Annotated in this window: 18 protein-coding genes; 16 read left to right on the plus strand and 2 right to left on the minus strand. The window is 63.8% G+C overall.

All coding sequences use genetic code 11. The features are described from left to right. Window positions 1-97: 97 nt before the first annotated feature. Window positions 98-2,656: a PepSY domain-containing protein gene (locus FG13_RS01685; protein ID WP_081922373.1), complete on the minus strand. Its 2,559-nt coding sequence runs from the start codon at window positions 2,654-2,656 to the stop codon at window positions 98-100. A 155-nt stretch (window positions 2,657-2,811) separates the two neighbouring features. On the opposite strand from FG13_RS01685, the gene FG13_RS01690 reads away from it, so the two are divergent. From FG13_RS01690 to FG13_RS01700, 3 genes are all read left to right on the plus strand, one after another. Then, window positions 2,812-3,912: a branched-chain amino acid aminotransferase gene (locus FG13_RS01690; RefSeq protein WP_035817827.1), complete on the plus strand. Its 1,101-nt coding sequence runs from the start codon at window positions 2,812-2,814 to the stop codon at window positions 3,910-3,912. 69 nt (window positions 3,913-3,981) lie between these two features. After that, complete coding sequence (locus FG13_RS01695) at window positions 3,982-4,698, plus strand: ribonuclease T2 family protein (protein WP_081922374.1); 717 nt, start codon at window positions 3,982-3,984, stop codon at window positions 4,696-4,698. Between the two features lie 81 nt (window positions 4,699-4,779). Further along, the gene (locus tag FG13_RS01700; RefSeq protein WP_035817829.1) at window positions 4,780-6,195 is read left to right on the plus strand and encodes an MFS transporter; all 1,416 of its coding nucleotides are present in this window, start codon (window positions 4,780-4,782) and stop codon (window positions 6,193-6,195) included. A gap of 10 nt (window positions 6,196-6,205) precedes the next feature. Here FG13_RS01700 and FG13_RS01705 read toward each other — a convergent pair whose 3' ends face one another. Continuing rightward, window positions 6,206-7,840 carry an acyl-CoA synthetase gene (locus FG13_RS01705; RefSeq protein ID WP_035817831.1) on the minus strand — a complete coding sequence of 545 codons (1,635 nt, stop codon included), beginning with the start codon at window positions 7,838-7,840 and terminating at the stop codon, window positions 6,206-6,208. A gap of 114 nt (window positions 7,841-7,954) precedes the next feature. On the opposite strand from FG13_RS01705, the gene FG13_RS01710 reads away from it, so the two are divergent. The 13 genes from FG13_RS01710 to bla all read left to right on the plus strand — a co-directional run bounded on the left by FG13_RS01710 (window position 7,955) and on the right by bla (window position 20,433). Next, the gene (locus tag FG13_RS01710) at window positions 7,955-8,656 is read left to right on the plus strand and encodes a Crp/Fnr family transcriptional regulator (protein WP_051958358.1); all 702 of its coding nucleotides are present in this window, start codon (window positions 7,955-7,957) and stop codon (window positions 8,654-8,656) included. A 62-nt stretch (window positions 8,657-8,718) separates the two neighbouring features. Next, window positions 8,719-9,312 (plus strand): hypothetical protein, encoded by a 594-nt coding sequence (locus FG13_RS28660; protein WP_051958360.1) that lies wholly within the window; start codon window positions 8,719-8,721, stop codon window positions 9,310-9,312. A 24-nt stretch (window positions 9,313-9,336) separates the two neighbouring features. Further along, window positions 9,337-9,735, plus strand: coding sequence for a DUF2946 domain-containing protein (locus FG13_RS01720; RefSeq protein WP_035817837.1), 399 nt, complete (start codon window positions 9,337-9,339; stop codon window positions 9,733-9,735). A gap of 61 nt (window positions 9,736-9,796) precedes the next feature. Further along, window positions 9,797-10,393, plus strand: coding sequence for an SCO family protein (locus tag FG13_RS01725; protein WP_035817840.1), 597 nt, complete (start codon window positions 9,797-9,799; stop codon window positions 10,391-10,393). A 19-nt stretch (window positions 10,394-10,412) separates the two neighbouring features. After that, entirely contained in the window at window positions 10,413-10,883 is a 471-nt protein-coding gene (locus FG13_RS01730; RefSeq protein ID WP_200880238.1) for a copper chaperone PCu(A)C, read from the plus strand. 121 nt (window positions 10,884-11,004) lie between these two features. Further along, on the plus strand, window positions 11,005-11,679 hold the full coding sequence (locus FG13_RS28665) for a CerR family C-terminal domain-containing protein (protein ID WP_051958364.1): 675 nt from the start codon (window positions 11,005-11,007) through the stop codon (window positions 11,677-11,679). Beyond that, complete coding sequence (locus FG13_RS01740) at window positions 11,676-12,884, plus strand: multidrug effflux MFS transporter (RefSeq protein WP_051958366.1); 1,209 nt, start codon at window positions 11,676-11,678, stop codon at window positions 12,882-12,884. Before FG13_RS28665 ends, FG13_RS01740 begins: the two co-directional genes overlap by 4 nt. A gap of 99 nt (window positions 12,885-12,983) precedes the next feature. After that, the gene (locus FG13_RS01745; protein WP_035817842.1) at window positions 12,984-14,330 is read left to right on the plus strand and encodes a DUF3422 family protein; all 1,347 of its coding nucleotides are present in this window, start codon (window positions 12,984-12,986) and stop codon (window positions 14,328-14,330) included. 236 nt (window positions 14,331-14,566) lie between these two features. Further along, window positions 14,567-15,619, plus strand: coding sequence for a hypothetical protein (locus tag FG13_RS01750; RefSeq protein ID WP_152598647.1), 1,053 nt, complete (start codon window positions 14,567-14,569; stop codon window positions 15,617-15,619). A 59-nt stretch (window positions 15,620-15,678) separates the two neighbouring features. Continuing rightward, entirely contained in the window at window positions 15,679-17,199 is a 1,521-nt protein-coding gene (locus FG13_RS01755; RefSeq protein WP_035817845.1) for a hypothetical protein, read from the plus strand. Window positions 17,200-17,266: 67 nt separating this feature from the next. Further along, complete coding sequence (locus tag FG13_RS01760; RefSeq protein ID WP_034757543.1) at window positions 17,267-17,659, plus strand: BlaI/MecI/CopY family transcriptional regulator; 393 nt, start codon at window positions 17,267-17,269, stop codon at window positions 17,657-17,659. Further along, entirely contained in the window at window positions 17,656-19,413 is a 1,758-nt protein-coding gene (locus tag FG13_RS29270; protein WP_081922376.1) for a M56 family metallopeptidase, read from the plus strand. Before FG13_RS01760 ends, FG13_RS29270 begins: the two co-directional genes overlap by 4 nt. 57 nt (window positions 19,414-19,470) lie before the next feature. Beyond that, window positions 19,471-20,433, plus strand: a complete 963-nt coding sequence (gene bla / locus FG13_RS01775) for a subclass B3 metallo-beta-lactamase (RefSeq protein WP_235211640.1) — start codon at window positions 19,471-19,473, stop codon at window positions 20,431-20,433. The last annotated feature ends 3 nt before the right edge of the window (window positions 20,434-20,436 follow it).

Raw genomic sequence — 20,436 nt, forward strand, 5'->3', positions numbered from 1 at the left:
GACGGTGGGGGGAATGTCTTCACTCTATCCCGATGGCTGGCGCCGACAGTGCGCCTGCCCACATAGCCGGGCGGCGCGGGCGGCAGCCTGATCTAAGTCAATACACGTCGCGGCGGTAGCGTCCGGCCGCCAGCAGGGCGTCGAGTCCCTCCTGGCCCAGCAATTCTTGCAGTACAGCATCGATTCCTGTGGCCATGCCTTGCAGGCTGCCGCACACGTAGACGATGGCGCCTTGCGCCAGCCACTCTCGCAGTTCATTCGCGCTGGCGCGCAGGCGGTCCTGCACGTATTGTCGTTCACCATCGCGCGAAAAGACCTTGTCCAGACGTGCCAGATGGCCAGTGTCCAGCCAGCCTTGCAACTCTGCGCCGCAGACGCTGTCAAAAGCTTGCTGGCGCTCGCCAAAAAGCAGCCAGTTGCGGGCCAGGCCCGCCCGCTGGCGCGCGCGCAGGTGCGCACGCAGGCCGGCCAGGCCGGAACCGTTGCCGATATAAATGCAGGGCACGTCGACCAGGGCCGGCGCGAAGGCGGGATTGGCTTGCAGGCGCAGGCGGATGGGGCTGCCTAGCGGGGCGAAGCGGGTGAGCCAGCCGGAAGCGAGGCCATGGCCCTGGTTTTCCTCGCCCGCATGGCGCTCCTGGCGCACCAGTAATTGCACTTCGCCGTCGGATGGCAGCGAAGCGAGCGAATAGCTGCGCGGCGCGTGATGGGCACTGTCGGGGTGGCTACCGTCGCCATCGCTGCCGTCCGCGTTGCAGGGAATGATTTCCGCCAGCGCGCCCGCTTCCCAGATGGCGTCGGCCGGGCCCGTCAAGGTGATTTCATGCAATTCTCCACCTTGGCTGCCCGGGTTGAGCAGCACGCGGCGCGCCAGGCGCCAATCGGCATACGACGCTTCTTCCTGCACGCCGATGGCGTCGATGGCGCTGCCGCTGCAGCGGGCCAGCGCTGTGGACCAGCCGGCCAAGGCGGCGGGGTCGTGCTTGTCCACTTCGATCAAGGGGAACAGGGAAGTGGCGCCCAGCGCCTGCAATTGTTGCGCCAGCGCATGGCCAAAGCCGCAGAAGGCGCTGTAATGGCGGTCGCCCAGGGCCAGCATGCCGAATCCCAGGCCGGCCAGCGGCATGCCCGAGGTTTGCTGCAGCAGGCGCGCAAAGCGGCGCGTGCCGTCCGGCGCCTCGCCTTCGCCAAAGGTGCTGGCGACGATCAGAGCTCGTTGGTACTGGCGCAATTGTGCGGGATCAAACCGGTCCAGCGATTGCACGTCGACGGCGACCCCGGCCTGCTGCAGGGCGCGCGCGCTTTCCAGGGCCAGGCGTTCGGCCTGGCCAGATTGGCTGGCGTAGGCGACGAGGGTGGGCAAACCGCTATCCGTGCCAGGCGTCTTGCCCTGAGCACCGGCGCCCAGCATGGCGCGCTGCGCCTGCACAGCCCGCTTAGCCTTGCGGCGGCCCAGATACAGCATCCAGCCCGTGATGGCGAACAGGGGCAGACCCAGGCTGGCCACGGTGACGATGATGCGGCCCGGCAAGCCAAAATACGTGCCCATGTGCAGCGGATAAATGATGTTGACGAGGCGCGATCCCAGCGCCTGTTGGCTGTACGGTTCGCTTTCCGTGAGCGTGCCGTCGGCCGGTGCAATGCTCATGCGGCTGCGCGCCCGTTCGTGCGGCGCATCGCTGGCCAGCCACGTGAATTGCACGGCTTCGCCGGCGCGCGTGGGCAGGCGCACGCTGGCCAGGGTCCAGCCGGCGGCGTGCAGCTGGAAGCTGGTCCAGGCCAGGCTGATGTCGACGGCGGGCGCCTTGCCGCCGCCTTTTTTCGCGGGCGCCTGTGCCATCCTTGGCGGCTTGCCGGCCCAGGCGTCGATATTGTCGCGCACCACGTCGTAGCTCCAGTAAATGCCCGTCAGGGTCAGCGCCACGTAGACGACCAGGCACCAGGTGCCGGCCACGGCATGCAGATTCCACAAAAAGGAACGGCCTTTCAGGGCCGGATCGAAGGTCAGCCAGGTGCGCCAGTCCAGCGGACGGCGCGGCCAGCGCAGATACAGGCCGGACAGGGCTAACCCCAGCAGGCACAGGGCCAGCGCGCCCGCCACCTGGCGGCCCGGATCGCGCGGCAGCAGCAGCCAGCGGTGCAAGGACTCCGTCCACTCGAAAAATTCCGCGCCCGCCAGCGCCGGCTGGGTCGCGCCCGTGTACGGATGCAGGTAGATGGACTCGCCGCGCCGCTGGCCATTCTTCGGTGCGAAGAACAGCCGTGGCGCCGCGCCCGCTTCTGCATACATGGTGATCGAGGCTACGCGCTGGCCGTGTTCGGCGGCAGCAATGTTGCTCAGCTGGGCTGGCGTCAGCGGGGTGCGCGTTTCCACGGCGACGTGGCGCACGCCGGGATTCATGAGGTCCAGCAATTCATCCTTGAAGGCCAGGGTGGCGCCGCTCAGGCCGATAATTACCAGCACCGTGCCGGCCGTGATGCCGATAAACCAGTGCAATTGAAACCACACCTGTTTCCAGCTCCAGTGCCGGCGTTGCTGTTGCGGTGCGGCAAGCTGGCGAGTCTGCGGCGCATCGTCGGCGCTGGCGCGTAACTGGGGAGGGAGGAGGTGGTCATGGCGGCTTTCGATAGCGCCGCCATGCAGTGCGTCAGGCATGGCGGGAAGAAGGAAGGCTGACATTTTAACGCAAACGAGAATCATTCGCAAATGATGGCGCCCTGTTTTCGCGTGGCGGGGGCCATCCCCGTTTGCCTGATCGGGCGTCATAGGCGCTACAATAGGGATACTGTTCACTAGTTCCCATTGCCGCCATGACCACTTCCACACAGAATCTCGTCGTCACCCCATCCGCCCACCCCCTGTCCGACGCCGAGCGCGCCGCACGCATGGTCAACCCGGCGTTTGGCCGCATCTTTACCGACCACATGGTGGTGATTCCTTACCGCGACGGCAAGTGGCAGCAGGGTGAACTGAAGGCTTACGGCCCGTTGATGCTGGACCCGTCCGCCTCGTCCTTGCACTACGGCCAGGCCATCTTCGAAGGCTACAAGGCGTTTGCCCAGCCGGACGGCAGCATCAAGACTTTCCGTCCGGAACAAAATGCCGAGCGCTTCAACCGCAGCGCCGCGCGCCTGGCCATGCCGGCCATTCCTGTCGAGCTGTTCCTGGAAGCGGGCGACGCGCTGATTGCGCAAGACCGCAACTGGGTGCCGAAGAACACGGGCGAGAGCCTGTACATGCGCCCGCTGATGATCGCCACCGACCCGTACTTGGGCGTGCGTCCATCGGAAGAATACCTGTTCGTGCTGTTCGCCTCGCCAGCCGGCGCCTACTTCCCGAAAGGCGTGAAACCCGTCACCGTGTGGATCAGCGAAGACTTCGTGCGCGCCGCGCCGGGCGGTACCGGTGAAGCCAAGTGCGCAGGTAACTACGCGGCCAGCCTGATGGCCCAGTCGCAAGCGCAGGAAAAGGGCTGCGACCAGGTCGTGTGGCTGGACGCCGTGCACCGCGAATTCATCGAAGAGATGGGCGGCATGAATTTGTTCTTCGTGTATAAAGATGGCGAGAAGATCACCGTCGTGACGCCGGAATTGACGGGCACCTTGCTGCCAGGCATCACCCGCCGCAGCCTGCTGGAAATGGCGAAAGACCTCGGCTATGCCACGGAAGAGCGTAAGTTGTCCGTCCAGCAATGGCGCGACGACATCGCCTCGGGCCACATGACCGAAGTGTTCGCCTGCGGCACGGCCGCCGTCATCACGCCTGTGGGCGTGGCCAAGGCCAATGGCTTTGAAATGACCATCAACAACAATGAAAACGGCGCCGTCACCCTGGCCCTGCGCGAAGCGTTGCTGGGTCTGCAACATGGCACGGCTGCAGACACCCACGGCTGGATGCACAAGGTCTGCTGATCAGCATGCTTGATTGATACCGCGCCGGCACTCAGTTGCCGGCGTTTTATATTCTGAAAGGGAAACCTGATGCAATTTCGAACTGTACTGCCCGCGCTGGCCGCCGTTTTCCTCAGTCTGTCCGCTGGCGCCGTCCATGCGGCCGACGCCAGTTGCGCCATTCCCCGCAACGTCAGTTACTACGATTACGACGTCAAGCCGTCGGACGAGAAAAACACGTGCTACAAGCAAAGCACGAACGTGCCCACCGATTACTTCATGCTGGCGCTGTCGTGGTCGCCGGGCTTTTGCGACAGCCAGCGCCGCCGTGGCGCCGTGTCGAAAAAGGCTGCCTTCCAGTGCGCCGAGAGCAACCAGTTCGGCTGGATCGTGCATGGGCTGTGGGCGCAGTCGAATAACCCTGCCACGTGCGAAGACATTTCCGTGACGCCACCGCGCAAGACGGACATGCACCCGCGCTATTGCAAGGGCAATTTGCCGAAACTGGCGCCGTCCGACATCCTGCCCTATATGTGCATGCAACCGGGCGAGGCCTTGCTGCAGGGCGAATGGGAAAAGCATGGCGCCTGCGATTTCGATACGGCCAAGCAGTATTTCGAGAAGGAACGGGAGCTGTTCCAGGCCTTGAAGTTGCCGGACTCCACCATGCCGAAAAACGAGCTGTTCCAGTGGATGAAGCAGCACAACCCGCAATTGAAGGGCCGCTGGCTCGGCTATGAAAAGCACTCGGGCGAGTTGCGCATCTGTTATTCGAAAGATTTTAAAGTGATCGACTGCCAGAAGTGATGGCGCTTGCCTGCCCGGCAGAGTCCGCCCATCCATGCTAGTGTATTGCCCGGATCAGCAAGATGAACAGGTAGTGTATTTATGCAGCAGACTAGGCAGCGGCGCACGCAAGCCGTCATGGTAGGCGAGGACGGCTTGCCGCCCGGCGCCCGTTTATGGGCCATGCTGGCGCTGGCCATCGGCGTGGGCATGGCCTCGCTCGATACGGCGATCGCCAACACGGCCTTGCCGGCCATTGCCAGCGAACTGCACACGACGCCGGCCGCCTCCGTCTGGATCGTCAACGTCTATCAACTGGCCATGGTGGCGACCCTGCTGCCGTTTTCCGCCCTCGGCGAAATCGCCGGCTACCGGCGCGTGTTTATCTCCGGTATGCTGTTGTTTACCGTGGCGTCGCTCGCCTGCGCATTGGCCTGGTCCCTGCCGTCGCTGGTGGTGGCAAGGTTGTTCCAGGGCGTCGGTGCCAGCGCCATGATGAGCGTCAATACGGCGCTGCTGCGCGCCCTGTATCCGAAACACTTGCTGGGCCGCGCCTTTGGCAACAATGCGCTGGTGGTGGCCGTCGCGTTCGCCATCGGGCCCACGGCCGCCTCGCTGATCCTGGCGACGGCATCGTGGCCATGGCTGTTCGCCATCAATGTGCCGCTGGGCGTGGCGGGCTTCTTCCTCGCCAGCCGCATGCTGCCGGCCACCAGATTGTCTGGCCACACGCTCGACGCGCGCACGGCGCTGTACAACGTGGGCGCCTTCGGCTTGCTGATTCTGCTGTTTGGCGACGCGGCCCATCACGCGGCGCTGTCGACCTTGCTGCCGGAACTGGTGGCGGTGGTGATTTTCTTTATCTTGCTGCTGCGCCGCCAGGAAGGGCACGCTGCACCGATGCTGCCGATCGACCTGTTTCGCCGTCCATTATTCCTGCTGTCGTCGCTGACGGCCATCTGCACGTTTGCCGCGCAGGGGCTGGCCTTTGTCTCGCTGCCATTCTATTTTGAAGTGACACTGGGCCGTTCGCCCGTCGAGACGGGCTTTTTGATGACGCCGTGGGCCGCGCTGGTGGCCGTGATGGCGCCCGTGGCCGGACGCCTGAGCGACCGGTACTCGCCGGGCATGCTGGGCGGCATCGGCCTGGCGGCGCTGGCCGGCGGCTTGCTGACCCTGGTGTGGATACCGGCCCACCCCAGCGCGTTTGACATCGGCTGGCGCATGGCCTTGTGCGGCATCGGTTTCGGCTTTTTCCAGGCGCCGAACCTGAAAGCCATCATGGGCAGCGCGCCGCCCGAGCGGGCCGGCGGCGCCAGTGGCGTGGTCGCCACGTCGCGCCTGATCGGCCAAGCCACGGGCGCGGCGCTGGTCGCGTATTGCTTCACGGTTTCCGCCGCAAAAGGCACGACGTATGCGCTGTGCCTGGCGGCAGGGTTCGCCGCCGTGGCCAGCATCGCCAGCTTTTCGCGCCTGGTGGTGGCGCAGCCGGCGTGGCAGGCCGGCAAGCGCGACTGACTGGTATCGCTTAAACGTCGATGGCCTTGTCCGACTGCATGCGCTTGCGCAATTCGAACTTCTGGATCTTGCCCGTCGACGTGCGGGGCAGGGGGCCAAAATAAATGGCTTTCGGCACCTTGAAACCGGCCAGGTTGTTCTTGCAAAAGGCGATCAATTCCGCTTCCGTCACGGTGCCGCCTTCGCGCAGTTCGACGAACGCGCATGGCGTCTCGCCCCATTTCTCGTCCGGTTGGGCGATGACGGCGGCGGCCAGCACTTGCGGGTGGTGGTACAAGGCGTCTTCCACTTCTACGCTGGAAATGTTCTCTCCACCGGAAATGATGATGTCCTTGCTGCGGTCCTTCAGCTTGATATAGCCATCCGGATACATGACACCGAGGTCGCCCGTGTGGAACCAGCCGCCGGCGAACGCTTCCTGCGTCGCCTTTTCATTTTTCAGATAGCCCTTCATGCAGATGTTGCCGCGGAACATGATCTCGCCGATCTGTTCGCCGTTGGCCGCCACGGGCTGCATGGTGTCCGGGTCGATCACGGCCACGGCGCTTTGCAAGTGGTAGCGCACGCCCTGGCGCGACTTCAACACGGCGCGTTCTTCCTGGCTCAAGGCCGCCCACTCGTCCTGCTCGGCGCAGATGGCGGCCGGACCGTACACTTCCGTCAAGCCATACGAGTGGATCAAGTCAAAGCCCATGGCTTCGATCTTTGCCACCATGGCCGCTGGCGGCGGCGCACCGGCCACCATGCCGCGCACGGTCCAGTTGATGCCGTCGCGCCAGTTGGCGGGCGCGTTGGCCAGGGCCGCGTGCACGATGGGCGCGGCGCAATAGTGGGTGATGCGCAACTCGCGCATCAGGTCGAACACGAGTTTCGGCTCGAACTTGCGCAGGCATACGTTGACGCCGGCGCGGGCGGCGACGGTCCACGGGAAGCACCAGCCATTGCAGTGGAACATCGGCAAGGTCCATAAATACACGGCATGCTTGGGCATGTCCCACTCCAGTATGTTCGACAGGGCATTCAATGCCGCGCCGCGGTGGTGGTAGACCACGCCTTTCGGGTCGCCCGTGGTGCCGGACGTGTAGTTGAGGGCGATGGCATCCCACTCGTCCGCCGGCCCCTGCCAGTCGTAATCGGGGTCGCCGCTGGCCAGCAAGGCTTCGTAGTCGAGGTCGGCAAATGCGTCCACTTCCGGTCCCAGCACGTCGTTGACCTGGATCACGCGCAAGCCGGGAATCTGCGCGGCCATCTGGCGCGCCAGTTCGGCAAATTCCGTGTCGGCCAGCAAGACTTTCGCCTGGCCATGGCGCAGCATGAAGGTCAGCGAGGCCAGGTCGAGGCGGATATTCAGGGCGTTGAGGACGGCGCCCGCCATCGGGACGCCAAAGCTCGCTTCCACCATGGCGGGCGTGTTCGGCAGCATCACGGCCACCGTATCGCCCGTGCCCACGCCAAGCTTGACGAGGCCGGACGCCAGGCGGCGCGTGCGCGCATACGTTTCTTGCCACGTCTGGCGCAAGGCGCCATGTGCAATTGCCAGGCGATTGCCATATACTGCGGCTGCCCTGGCGATATAGTCGAGCGGGGTGAGGGCGGCGTAGTTGGCGCTGTTTTTGCCGAGGCCGGTGTTGAAATCAGCTGTCATGCTTGTCTCCTGGTAAAAGAATCTTGTAGCTCCCTGTTTCGGGATTGATAGCGGTTAGCATAGCACCGGTGCTGGAAAATCACTGTCATCTTAGTGACAGGTCTGAAGGATGGAATGGATAGCAACGATAGTGTAGAACGTGCGGTGCCGGAATTCGACAGCCACGACTGGTTCACGGCCCTCGATACCCGGCATCAGACCCTGTTGCGCGCCGGCAGCGTGCTCCGGCATGTCGAGGCGGGCGCCTTCATCACGCGGCGCGGCGAACCGTCGGCGCACTGGATCGGCGTGCACACGGGCTTGATCAAGCTGGCCGTCTACAACGCCGATGGGCGCGGCGCCACGTTTTCCGGCGTGCCTGCGGGCGGCTGGTGCGGCGAGGGCAGCGTGCTCAAGCGCGAACTGCGCCGCTACGACGTGGTGGCCGTGCGCGCATCGAGCATCATCCTCGTGCCGGTGGACCTGTTTCACCTGCTGCTGGCCGAGAGCCTTTCCTTCAACGCCTTCGTCATCCGCCAGCTGAACGAGCGCATGGGCCAGTTCATCGCCACCATCCAGAACCAGCGCCTGCTGGCCGTCGACGCGCAAGTGGCGCAAGCCATCGCGCAGCTGTTCCACCCCATGTTATATCCGCGCACTTCCAGCGTGCTTGAGCTGTCGCAGGAAGAAATCGGCTTGCTGACCGGCATTTCGCGCCAGCGCGTGAACCAGGCGCTGGGCCATCTGGCCGAGCTGAGCCTTATCAGCATCGCCTACCAGTCGATCCGCGTCGTCGACCTCGACGGCTTGCGCCGTTATGGCGTAGCGTCGCTGTGATGACAGACTGCTTGCGCGATGTGTGGCATGCTGGCGCCTCGTTCACCACATTGACCTGACGCATGGCCCTCGTTTCCGATCATCCCTTGCACTTGCTGGGCTTGCGCTTTCCGCTGCGGCTGCGCGTCACCGTGCGCCAGGGTTTTGTGACTTTGCACAATGAAATCACCACCAAGAAACTGGCCAGCGGCGACAGTTTCGTCGTGCCCGCCTTCTTGCGCTTCGCCTGCGACGTGATGCCGGGGCGGGGCAAGCCGGCCGTGTTCACCCTGGCGCTGGAAGACGATGAACCCGATGGTGGCCACGGCGGCGGCAAGCGCTGGAGCCAGGCGCTGGCGCAGCATATCTTTGATACGCCGCAAGGCAAATGGACGGCGGCGCGCCTGGCGGCCCTGTGGCAAGTGACGCCGCACAAGGCCAGGGCGCGGTTGTTTTCCGAGGGCGAGGCCTTGCTGAGCCTGGTGCGCGAACAGCGTCTGGCCCACGCGCTGCATACAGCGGCGCAAGCGGACGCCGATGGAGAACAGGGCGAACGCGACCTGGCGCAAGTGGCGGCCGGTTCCGGCTTTGCCTCGATCCCCGCGTTTTGCGACGCCTGCGTGGACGTGGCGGGCGTGCGCCCCAGCCTGTTCCTGCGCGGGCCGGCGCCCGGATAGCCAGACTCCGTTATAATCGGGGCCATGGGATCATTATTGAAGCGCAAACAGTGGCATATGTGGTTCGCCTGCCTGGCGATACTGCTCAATGCGCTGTCGCCATCCCTGTCGTATGCGTTTGCCTCGCAGCATGCGAACGCGAACAATGCCGCCGTCGACATCTGCTCGGCCAGCGGCGCCGTCTATACGCAAGCGGACCTGGCGCCAGCCGCCACATCCACCACCGGTTCCGTGCTGCACCACATCGAGCATTGCCCATTCTGCATGAGCCATGCGGGCAGCGTGGGTTTGCCGCCGTCGTCAGCATCGCCGCTGCCCGTCATTACGGGCCACGACCTGTATCCGCCCCTGTTTTACCAGGCGCCGCAGGCCCCGTTCGCGTGGCTGGCCGCCAGCCCGCGCGGTCCCCCTTCAGCTGCCTGAACACCCAGTCACGCCTTCCACGTCTTAACCGTATCCACTACGCCCCTCGGGCCAGAATGCCATGAAACGTCGTCTTTTCCTTCTCGCCGGTACGGCGGGATTGCTTACGCTTGCCGCTTGCGAACCAGCGCCGAAACCCCATTACAACGGCCTCGACCTGACGGGAGGCGATTACAAGCCCGACTTCAAGTTGAGCGGCCCCGACGGCAAGGTCTACACCCTGGCCGATTTCAAGGGCAAATATGTGATGGTCTTCTTTGGCTTCACGCAATGCCCGGACGTGTGCCCGACAGCCCTGTCGCGCGCGCTGGAAATCCGCCAGAAACTGGGCGCCGATGGCGATAAATTGCAGGTAATCTTCATCAGCATCGACCCCGAGCGCGATACGCCCGAGTTGCTGGGCGAATACATGCGCGCCTTCGACCCCAGCTTCCTCGGCTTGCGCACGGACCCGAAGAACACGGCGCAGACGGCCTTCAATTACAAGGTCTTCTACCGTCGCGTACCGAGCGGCAGCTCGTACACGATGGATCACACGGCCATCAGCTATGTGCTCGATGCCGAGGGACGCATGCGCCTGGGCCTGAAGCACCAGTTGACGGGCGACGAGTGCGTGCAGGACATCAAGACCCTGATGAAATCGAAATACACCTTATAACCATACCGAGGAAATAATCATGACCCATTTGAAAACCCTGCTGGCCACGGCCCTGACCGTGCTGTCCTTCTCCGCCATCGCACAAACCAGCGTGCAGATTTCCGACCCGTGGGTGCGCGCCACCGTGCCGCAGCAAAAAGCCACGGGTGCCTTCATGCAGATAACGGCGCCGAAAGCCATGCGTTTGCTGGAAGTGCGCTCGTCCGTGGCCGGCGTGGCGGAAATCCATGAAATGAGCATGACGGACAATATGATGCGCATGCGCCAGGTCAAGGAAATCGCCTTGCCAGCCGGCAAAGCCGTCGAGCTGAAGCCGGGCGGCTACCACGTGATGCTGCTGGACCTGAAAGGGCAGGTGAAGGCGGGCGACAAGATCCCGCTGACCCTCGTCGTTGAAGGCGAGGACAAGCACCGTGTAACCATCGAAGTCAATGCCGTGGCCCGTCCGCTGGGCGCCACTTCGGCCCCGATGCCTGCCATGAAGCACTGATCGCCATCATTCTGGCCAGAAGCCCGGTTCGCCGGGCTTTTTTGCGCCCGCCTGAAAGTTAAACGGTTGTTTGATATAATTCCGCACAATATTAAACATCTGTTTAAATAATGGGAATGGCATGAGGCAAGACAAGGGAAACGAAAGAGAAAGCGAACCGGCGCGCGCGCGCATCCTGCAGGCGGCGGTCCAGCTGTTTGCCGATGAGGGCTACAAGCTCGCGTCCGTGCGCAGGATCTGCGAGGCGGCCCACGTCAACGTGGCGATGGTCAATTACTATTTTCATGGCAAGGAAGAGCTGTACCTGGCCGCTTTTGATTATGCGCGCGAGCTGGCGCAGGCCTCGGCTGCGGACGTGGCCGCCGCCAGCGCGCAGGCGCAACTGCCGCCGGTGGAACAGTTGCGCCTGGCCATAGAAGCGCTCGTCTCCGACATGCTGCGTTCGGGTTCCGCGTCCCTGTTCAGCCGCCTGGTGGCGCGCGAGCTGATCGAGCCGACGGCCGCCATCCACAAGCTGGCCGAGCGCAACGTGCGTCCGCAGCACGCCTTGTTCACGAGCCTGATCCGTGGCGTGGTGGGGCCGGCCATGCCCGCCGAGGTGGTGCAGAAATGCGTGTTCAGCGTGATTGGGCAGGTGGTGTTTTATGCCCGTTCGCGCATCGTGCATGAACTGGTGGTGCCGGAAATCACCTATGACGAGGCGGGTATCGCCGATATCGCCCGGCACATTGCCGCCTTCTCGCTGGCGGCCCTGGACGGCTTGCGTCGCCAGCATGTTGCGCAGGAACTTGCATGAAGGCCCGCAACCTGACTCTCGTGCTGGCCGGGCTGGCCATGCTGGGCCCGTTCGCCACCGATACCTTCTTGCCGTCGTTTCCCGCGATCGGCACGCATTTCGATGTCAGCAGCGTGCTGGTGCAGCAGACCCTGAGCGTCTACCTGGCCGCCTACGCCTTCATGACCTTGTTCTACGGCACCTTGTCCGACTCGTTCGGCCGCCGTCCCGTGATTCTCGCTTCGCTGCTGATCTTTGCCGTCGGCTCCATCGGCGCCGCGTTCGCGCCCAGCTTTGGCTGGCTGCTGTTTTTCCGCGGCATGCAAGGCGCCTCGGCGGGGGCGGGCAGGGTCATCGGCCAAGCCATTGTGCGCGACAGCTTGTCGGGCGCGGCCGCGCAAAAGATGCTGGCCAATATCATGATGGTGTTCGGCATCGCGCCGGCCATCGCGCCCATCATCGGCGGCTGGCTGCACGTGGCCTACGGCTGGCAATCGACGTTTGTGTTCACCTTTTCCGTCACGGTGCTGCTGGCGCTCGCCTGCCTGAAAGGCTTGCCGGAAAGTTTGGCAGTCGAGCAGCGCCAGCCTTTCCACCCAGGCAATATCGCGCGCAATTACTGGCTGGCCTTGCGCCACCGGGCGTTCCTGCTGCGTTCGCTGGCCGTGGCTTTCGCCTTTGGCGGCTTTGCCCTGTACATCGCCTCCGCCCCGCATTTTATTCTGGAACTGCTGCATCTGCCGGAAACGGCCTTCGGCTGGATGTTCATCCCCATGGTGGCCGGCCTGGTGGGTGGCTCGGCGCTGTCCGGCAAGCTGGCGCACAAGGTGGAAAGCACCGTGCTGGTGCGCTGGGGCTTGCTGACCATGGCGGCCACGGGCGCGCTCAATATTGCTTACAACCACTGGTTTGCGGCCAGCATCCCGTTTGCCGTCGTGCCCGTGATGCTGTATGCGTTCGGCATGTCGCTGGCTTTGCCGGGCATGACCATGTCGACGCTTGACATTTTCCCGCAGATGCGGGGCCTGGCCGCCTCCCTGCAAAACTTTGTGCAAATGCTGGTGTTTGCGCTGGTGTCCGGTTTTGTCGCACCGCTGCTGTTCGATAGCGCATTCAAATTGGCGCTGGGACAGGCTTCGGCCGTGGCGCTGGCCGCGCTTTTCTGGTGGCTGGGCACGCGCCAGTACGCGGCGCACGGTGCTACCGGGGTTGTTAAAGCGGCATGAGCGGGGTTTGAAAAGGTAGGCATGCTTCCTGCTTTGTTACACTGTGACAATCAGACCCGCGCGGGTCTAAGCAGTTTTGCAACTTTACCTTTGGCTATCATGCACTTGATTAACTCCAGTTTGAACCACGCCTTGCGCGTGCCGCTGGCTGCGGAAATCCACTCGCGGCCGTTTTTGCAGCTCGACGCCCCCGAGCTGATCACCCATCTGGCCGTGTATAAAGATGACAGCGCGGCGCCCGGTGCGTCGAATATGGCGGCCCAGCACGCCACCCTGGCGGCCCTGTGCACGCATTTCGGCGTCACGCCGCCCGCCGCCGAAGCCAAGTATTTTTATTATGACTTTGGCCGCTTCCGCCTGAAATGGGAATGCCACACGGAATTTGCCACGTTCACCTTTGCCGAGCATCCGGGGCAGGCCTTGCCCCTGGAGCAGGCGTTCGAGCGCATGCCCCTGGAACAGTTGCCGCAGCAATGGCTGGCGGGCTTGAAGGGCAAGCTGATGGTGGCTGCCCACGTGGTGCTCGAGCAGGCGACCGAGCCTGCCGAGATCTTCATGCAGGGCTTGTCGCGCGTATTTGAGGGCAATACCCTGGCCGGCAGCAAAGTATTGCAAGGCGGAGAATTGTGGACGGATTTCACGATACAGTCCGACGGCTTCAGCCGTTTCGTCATCCGCGACGCGGGCATGCGCTCGCAGCAGTCGGGCCGCTTGGTGCAGCGCGTGCTGGAAATCGAAACCTACCGCATGATGGCCTTGCTGGGCTTGCCTTACGCCATGCAGGCGGCGCCATCCTTGAATGCCATCGAAAACGAACTGGCCACCCTGGCCGCCGCCATGGTCGATACGGACGACGCGCCAGGCCTGGCCAAGAGCGACGACGGTGTCTCCGAGCAAGCCTTGCTCGACCGCATCACGCGCCTGGCGGCCCGCATTGAAAAGCTGTCGCTCGACAATAGCTACCGTTTTTCCGCTTCGAAAGCCTACATGGGCCTCGTGAAAGCGCGCATCGACGAGTTGCGCGAGGTGCGTATCGAAGGCATCCCGACGGTTGAGGAATTCATGGATCGCCGCCTGACACCGGCCATGAATACGTGCGAAGCGATGGCCAGCCGGCAGGAAGCGATGGCGCAGCGTATTGCCAACACGAATGACTTGCTGCGCACGCGCGTGGGCATCGTGCAGGAATTGCAAAACCGGCAAATCCTGCAATCGATGAACGCCCGCGCCGCGCAGCAGCTGCAACTGCAGCAGGCGGTGGAAGGCTTGTCGGTTGCCGCCATTTCCTATTACGTGATCGGCCTGTTCAGCTACACGGGCAAGGCGGCCAAGGTGATGGGCTTGCCCGTGAATCCGGAAATCCTCGTCGGCGCCCTGGTGCCATTCGTGGCAGCCGCCGTGTGGCTGGGCCTGCGCCGCATGCACCACAAGCTGCACACGAACTGAACAGGACGACGCTGCGCTGTCATTTTTGCTATCTTTCAACATTCGACCGTCAGGTATTGTTGAAAGGATGCAGAGTGCCAGCGAATGTTGCCGATGTGCTTAATGAATATGTTTCCAGGCGCCAGCTTGTCGATGAAGCGAGACAACGGCAATTCAATGCGCCTGTCGGTGACGAGGATGTAATGGTTGGCGGGCAATTATTGCCGCCATATACGTCCAGGATCGACGACAGCATCTTGCAAACGGTCAGCGAGTTGTCCGAGCTGGACCGCCTGCCACGGCTGATGCGCCTCGCCACACGCCACGGCACTCTTGAACTGATGGAGTATGTTGCCCGGCATCCTTTCCTGCATGAACTGAGCTGGCAATCGTCCACCGTCAGCGAGCCCGATTTTAGCCAGAGCAATCTGGCGCGCCTGAACGTGGATCTGACAGGCGTCACATGCCTGAAGCTCAATCCTGTCCTGCATTCCCTGGCCTTGCGCGGGGCGCCTTCACCCGGGCTGCGCATAATTGATGGCCATGAGGGGCAGTTTCTGGCCCTGGAATGCGAGCAAGGCGTGCCGCCGTTCTCCGGTCTCGACCGGGTCGCTGATTTGTCGCTGGTCGGGGTGAGGGAACTCGACCTGGCCGCAGTGGCGCAGCGCTTTCCCGGGCTGCGGCAATTGCGTATCTGGGGCAAGCCGGGCGTGCTTGCCCATCTGCCCGCCATCGCGCAACTGAAACAGTTGCAGACGTTCACCGCTGACAATCTGTTCGGCTACGGCGCCGACGATATTCCGTCCGCCGCTCAATTGCCGGAGCTTGCCACCTTGTCGATGAACAGCCTGCCGGACGACGCGGCCAAGGCCATCAAGGCCAACTTCAGGCAGGCGGCGGCTCAGGGACTGGAACTGCGCATTAGCAAGCCGCGCAAGCCGGAATGGCTGGCTGAAAACCTGCTCAATCCCTTCCGCGACTGGGATGGCCGTGCGAATATTTCCGCCACCCAGGCGAAAAAGGCGGCGCAAGCCTACAAACAGCTGTTGGCCGGCACCCGCGCGATCGATGCGGCGATGGACGCCGCCAGCGTGGCCGAGGTGCTCAGTGCGATGATTGACGCCTATGTCGGCGTGTTCAATCAGCTCGATCGGCGCGCCCGCATAATCGAAACGGTGGAGCGCGAAGAGATCGGCACGGCGCTGGCGGGCCTGTTGGAGCCGCTGGTGCGGCAATTGGGGGAACGGGGTGTGGCGCTGGCCGATGAGGCGGTGCTGCTGCAACGGTTCGATGCACTGCGCGAATTTTAGCGTGAAGACGGCGCATCCCACCCTGCCGGGACAGCTCCCTATTTAAAAAGGAAATTAGAGTGCTAGCAAATGTCGGAGATATCTACAGTGTGTTTTCAACGGAGCTGCAGCAGTACGTGGCTTGCCAGGTCACCCGCATCAAAGATGTGTCCTCGTCCAGGCCGGTAGCTGCCGTGCTGGAGCTGGACTGGACCGGCGACGCCTTGCCCGATGCGGCGGCCGTGCAAGCCATGCGGCCGTTGCTGTGCGACTATTTCTTCTGGAATAATCGCCACGACCACTGCTATGCCACGGCGAACGTGCCGCCTGGCCATACCCTCGTTGGCAATATCGCGCCGCTGGTGGATGTGGAAGTCAACAGCTACCGCAGCGGCTGGAACGTGGGCGACAGCGTGCTGCGCCAGCGCAACTGGGAACGCATCGATCCGCTGCGGCGCCAGCAGTTCAAGGCCGCGTCGGAGGAGCGTGAAGTAACAGTCGGCGGCCACGTCTTCCGCCAGGACGCGACGAAAATCGATGACAGCGTCTTGCAGGCGTTGGACGACGTGTCCGAGCTGGAGCAACTGCCTTGCCTGATGTCCATCGAGACGGTCGATGGCACGCAGGCCTTGATGGAGTTTATCCAGGGCAATCCCTTCATCAATGAGCTGCACTGGCAGTCATCGACGGTGCATGCGCTCGATTTCACCGGCAGCGGCTTGAGCCGGCTGATCCTGCAGCCCGATGGCGTCAGCAGCCTGGTCTTGAACGAAGGCCTGGGCCTGCTCGCGCTGCGCGGCGCGCCGTCGCCGTCTTTGCGCATCAAGGATGGCGCCGATGGCCGCCATCTGACACTGCAGTGCACGCAGACGCTGCCGCCGTTCCACGGTCTCGGCCAGCTGGACGGTCTGTCGCTGGTCAGCATGAAGGAAGTCGACCTGGCACAGGTGGCGCAGCGCTTTCCCCATTTGACGGCCTTGCGCATCTGGGGCAAGCCGGGGCTGGCGTCGCAGATGGCCAGCCTGGCGCAGCTGACCCAGTTGCGGATGTTCACCGCCTATGATCTGTTCGGTTACACGGCGGAAGAGTTTCCATCAGCCACGCAATTGCCGCAGTTGTCGGCCTTGTGGCTGACCAGCTTGCCCGCCGATGTGGCCAAGGCCATCAAGGCCGGCTACAAGAGGGCGGCGGCGCTGGGACTGGACTTGTCGGTGAGCAAGGCGCGCAAGCCGGAATGGCTGGCGGACAACCTGCTCAACCCCTTCCGCGACTGGGATGGCCGCGAGCATATTTCCCCCGCGTATGCGAAAAAGGCGGCGCTGGCCTACAAGAACATGCTGGCCGTAACGCGCGGCATCGATGCTGCCATGGACGCGACGGCGGCCGCCGCCGCGCTGGAATCGATGGTCACCGCCTATGTGGATGCATTCAACAAGATCGAGCGGCGGGCCAGCATCATCGAGACGGTCGAGCGTGAGGAAATTTACATGGTGCTGGCGGAGCTGCTGGTGCAGCTGCGGCAGCAACTGGGCGGGCAGGGCGCCGCGCTCGTCGACGAGGCAGCCTTGCTGGAGCTGTTCGACCGCTTGCGCGAGTTCTAGGGCCATCGCCAAGCGATATAGAAAAAAAGTTCTAGACATTGAGTTCTAGAATCGGTATTCTGGCGGCATGTTAAAAAATACCTCCACTCCCCATCCCACGGCCGCCGAACTGGACCTGCTGCGCATCCTGTGGCAGCGCGGTCCGTCCGACGCGCGCGCCGTGTATGACGCCCTGGCCGCGGAGCGTGCCGATGCCAGTTACGCCACCGTGTTGCGCCAGTTGCAGCTGATGCATGGCAAGGGCTTGCTGAGCCGCGATGAAAGCCAGCGGCCGCAGCTGTATGCGGCCGTCGAAGCGCAGGAAAAGTTACAGACCAGCTTGCTCAAGGATTTGATCGGCAAGGTGTTTTCCGGTTCCGGCAAGGCGCTCGTGCTGACGGCGCTGCGCGAGCACGTGAGCGACGCGGAACGCCTGGAAATTGAAAAAATCCTGCGCAGCAAGGATGGCGGGGCGCCATGAACCTGGACATGGGCTTGGGCATTGAGTTGGGCAAGCTTGTCCCTGCGCTGGGCTGGGTCCTGCTGTATTTTGTCTGGCAGGGCGTGATCGTCGGCGCCGTGTCCGCCGTCCTGCTGTGGCTGCTGCGCCATGCCAGCGCGCGCTGGCGCTATGCCGTTTGCGCGCTGGCGTTGCTGCTGTGCCTGTGTATTCCCACCGTCCACCTGCTCTCGCTCCTGTCCGGCACAGCGCTGATCCAGCTGCCCGTGACCGCGCCGCCCGCCTGGCGCGCCGCGCTGCAAGCGTGGATGCCGGCCCTGGTGCTGGCCTGGAGCGCCGGCGTTGGCCTGATGAGCTTGCGGCTGTGCCTGGGCCTGGCCTGGGTCGGCAAGCTGCGCCGCCAGGCAGTGGCCGCCCCGGCCATCTGGCAGGCGCGCCTCGATGCGCTGGCGCAGCGCATGGGCTTGCACGGGCGGCCGCCGCTGAAGCTGCACGCCGGGCTGGCCAGTCCCGTCACCGTGGGCTTCTGGCGCCCCGTCGTCCTGCTGCCGGCCGCCTTGCTGAGCGGCATGCCCGTCGCCTTGCTCGAAGCGCTGCTGGCGCATGAGCTGGCGCATGTGCGACGCTGGGATTACCTGGTCAATCTGCTGCAAAGCGTGGCCGAGGCGCTACTGTTTTTTCACCCCGTCGTCTGGTGGCTGTCGGCGCGCATGCGGGCCGAACGGGAACAGGTGGCCGACGCCCTGGCCGCGCAAGCGCTAAAAGATCCGCAGCAGCTGGCCACGGCCCTGCATGCGCTGTCCTTGCAGACGGCCGCGCCAAACCATTCCGGCTTGCTGATGTCGGCCCGGGGCGGGGCATTGCTCACACGCATAGAACGCTTGATGGCGCCCGGCCTGGACAGCGGCAGCTGGAAGATGGCCGTACCCGCCTTGCTGCTGGCCTGTGCCACCTTGCTGCTGCAGACGCAGGGCAAGCCCGAAGTCAGCGGCGAGATCCTTGCCGAGGCCGCCGTCGGCATGCTGGACTTGCCCGTCAGCGCGAAACACATGCTGGTGTTCGATGACGCCAGCGGCAAGGTATTGATGGCGAAAGACGCGGACGCCGTCGTGCCGATCGCCTCGATCACCAAGCTGATGACGGCCATGGTGGTGCTCGACGCAGGGCAGGATAAGGAAGAGCAGGTGCGCATCGTGCGCGCCGACGGCGACGCGTCGCTGCAGCGCCGCAGCCTGCTGGCCGATGGCGTGGCCGTGTCGCGCGGCGCGCTGTTGCAACTGGCGCTGCTGCCGTCTGAAAACCGCGCCGCCGCCGCGCTGGCGCGCACCTATCCGGGCGGTAGTGCGGCTTTTAATGACGCCTTGCAGGCGAAGATCCACAGCCTGGGCTTGCGCCGCACCACCTTGCTGGATCCCGTCGGCAGTTCGCCCGCGAATACGTCCACGGCCAGCGAGGTGGCGAAGATCGTCGCGGCGGCCGCGCGCTATCCGGACATCGCGCGCATCACCAGCCACCCGCAAGCGAGCGTGGCCGTCAATGGCAAGCTGCGCACCTTGCACAACACCAACCCGTTGGTGGGCGGCAAAGGCTGGGACATTGTGCTGTCCAAGACGGGCAGCAGCCACGAGGCGGGCAGTTGCCTGACCATGCGCATGCGCAGCGGCGGCAAGCACGTCACTGTGGTGCTGCTGGACGCCGCCGGCGCGCAGCGGCGCTCGCTTGACGCCGGGCACATCCGCGACACCCTGGCCGACAGGACCGGTCGCATGCATTGATACCCCCCCCGGGCGCGCCAGTGCGGGCGCCCATCTTTTTACACTCTGGAGATGAAGATGACACTATTGGCGAAGTTGATGCTGGCTACGGTTGCGACCATGGCGGCTGGTACGGTGCAGGCGAAGACGCCGACGACTGTGCAGGATAAACCGGTGAATTGTGATAATTGCAAGGAATGGAACGCGCCCGTCAAGCCGTTCAACGTCTTTGGCAATACCTGGTATGTGGGCACGGCCGGTCTGTCCGCCGTGCTGGTGACGAGTCCGCAGGGCCATATCCTGCTCGACGGTGCGCTGCCGCAATCGGCGCCCTTGATCATCGCAAACATCAAGGCGCTGGGCTTTCGCATCGAGGATGTGAAATACATCCTCAATTCGCATGCCCATTGGGACCATGCGGGCGGCATTGCCGCGCTGCAGCGGGCCAGCGGCGCCACCGTGATGGCCAGCGCGGCCGCCGCCCCCGTGCTGCAAAGCGGCACCAACGGCAAGGACGATCCGCAGTACCAGGCCGATCCCGTCGTGCACGTCGCCAAGGTGCGCAAGGTCAGCCTGGTGGGCGAGGGCGATACCGTCAAGGTAGGACCGTTGTCCTTGACTGCCCACATGACGCCGGGCCACACGCCAGGCGGCACGACGTGGACGTGGACGTCGTGCGAAGGCCAGCGCTGCCTGGACGTCGTGTATGCGGATAGCCTGAACCCGTATTCGAGCGGCGATTTCCGCTATACGGGCAAAGGCGCGGGCAAAGGTGGCACGCCCGATATCTCGGCTTCGTTCGAAGCGAGCATCGCCAAGGTGGCCGCCTTGCCATGCGACATCATCATCCCCGTGCATCCGGGCACGACGGACGTGCTGGGTAAGGCCTCCAGGCGCAGCGGAACGGACAATCCTCTGATCGACGCCGGCGCCTGCCGCGCGTATGCGGCCGAAGCGGGTGGCTTGCTGGCCAAAAAGCTGGCGAAAGAACGGGGCGTGGCGTTACCAGCCGAAGCCAAAGGCGCCGCGCACGCGCATTAAGCT

Origin of the sequence: Janthinobacterium sp. RA13 (assembly GCF_000745325.1) — a bacterium.
Lineage (GTDB): Bacteria > Pseudomonadota > Gammaproteobacteria > Burkholderiales > Burkholderiaceae_D > Janthinobacterium > Janthinobacterium rivuli.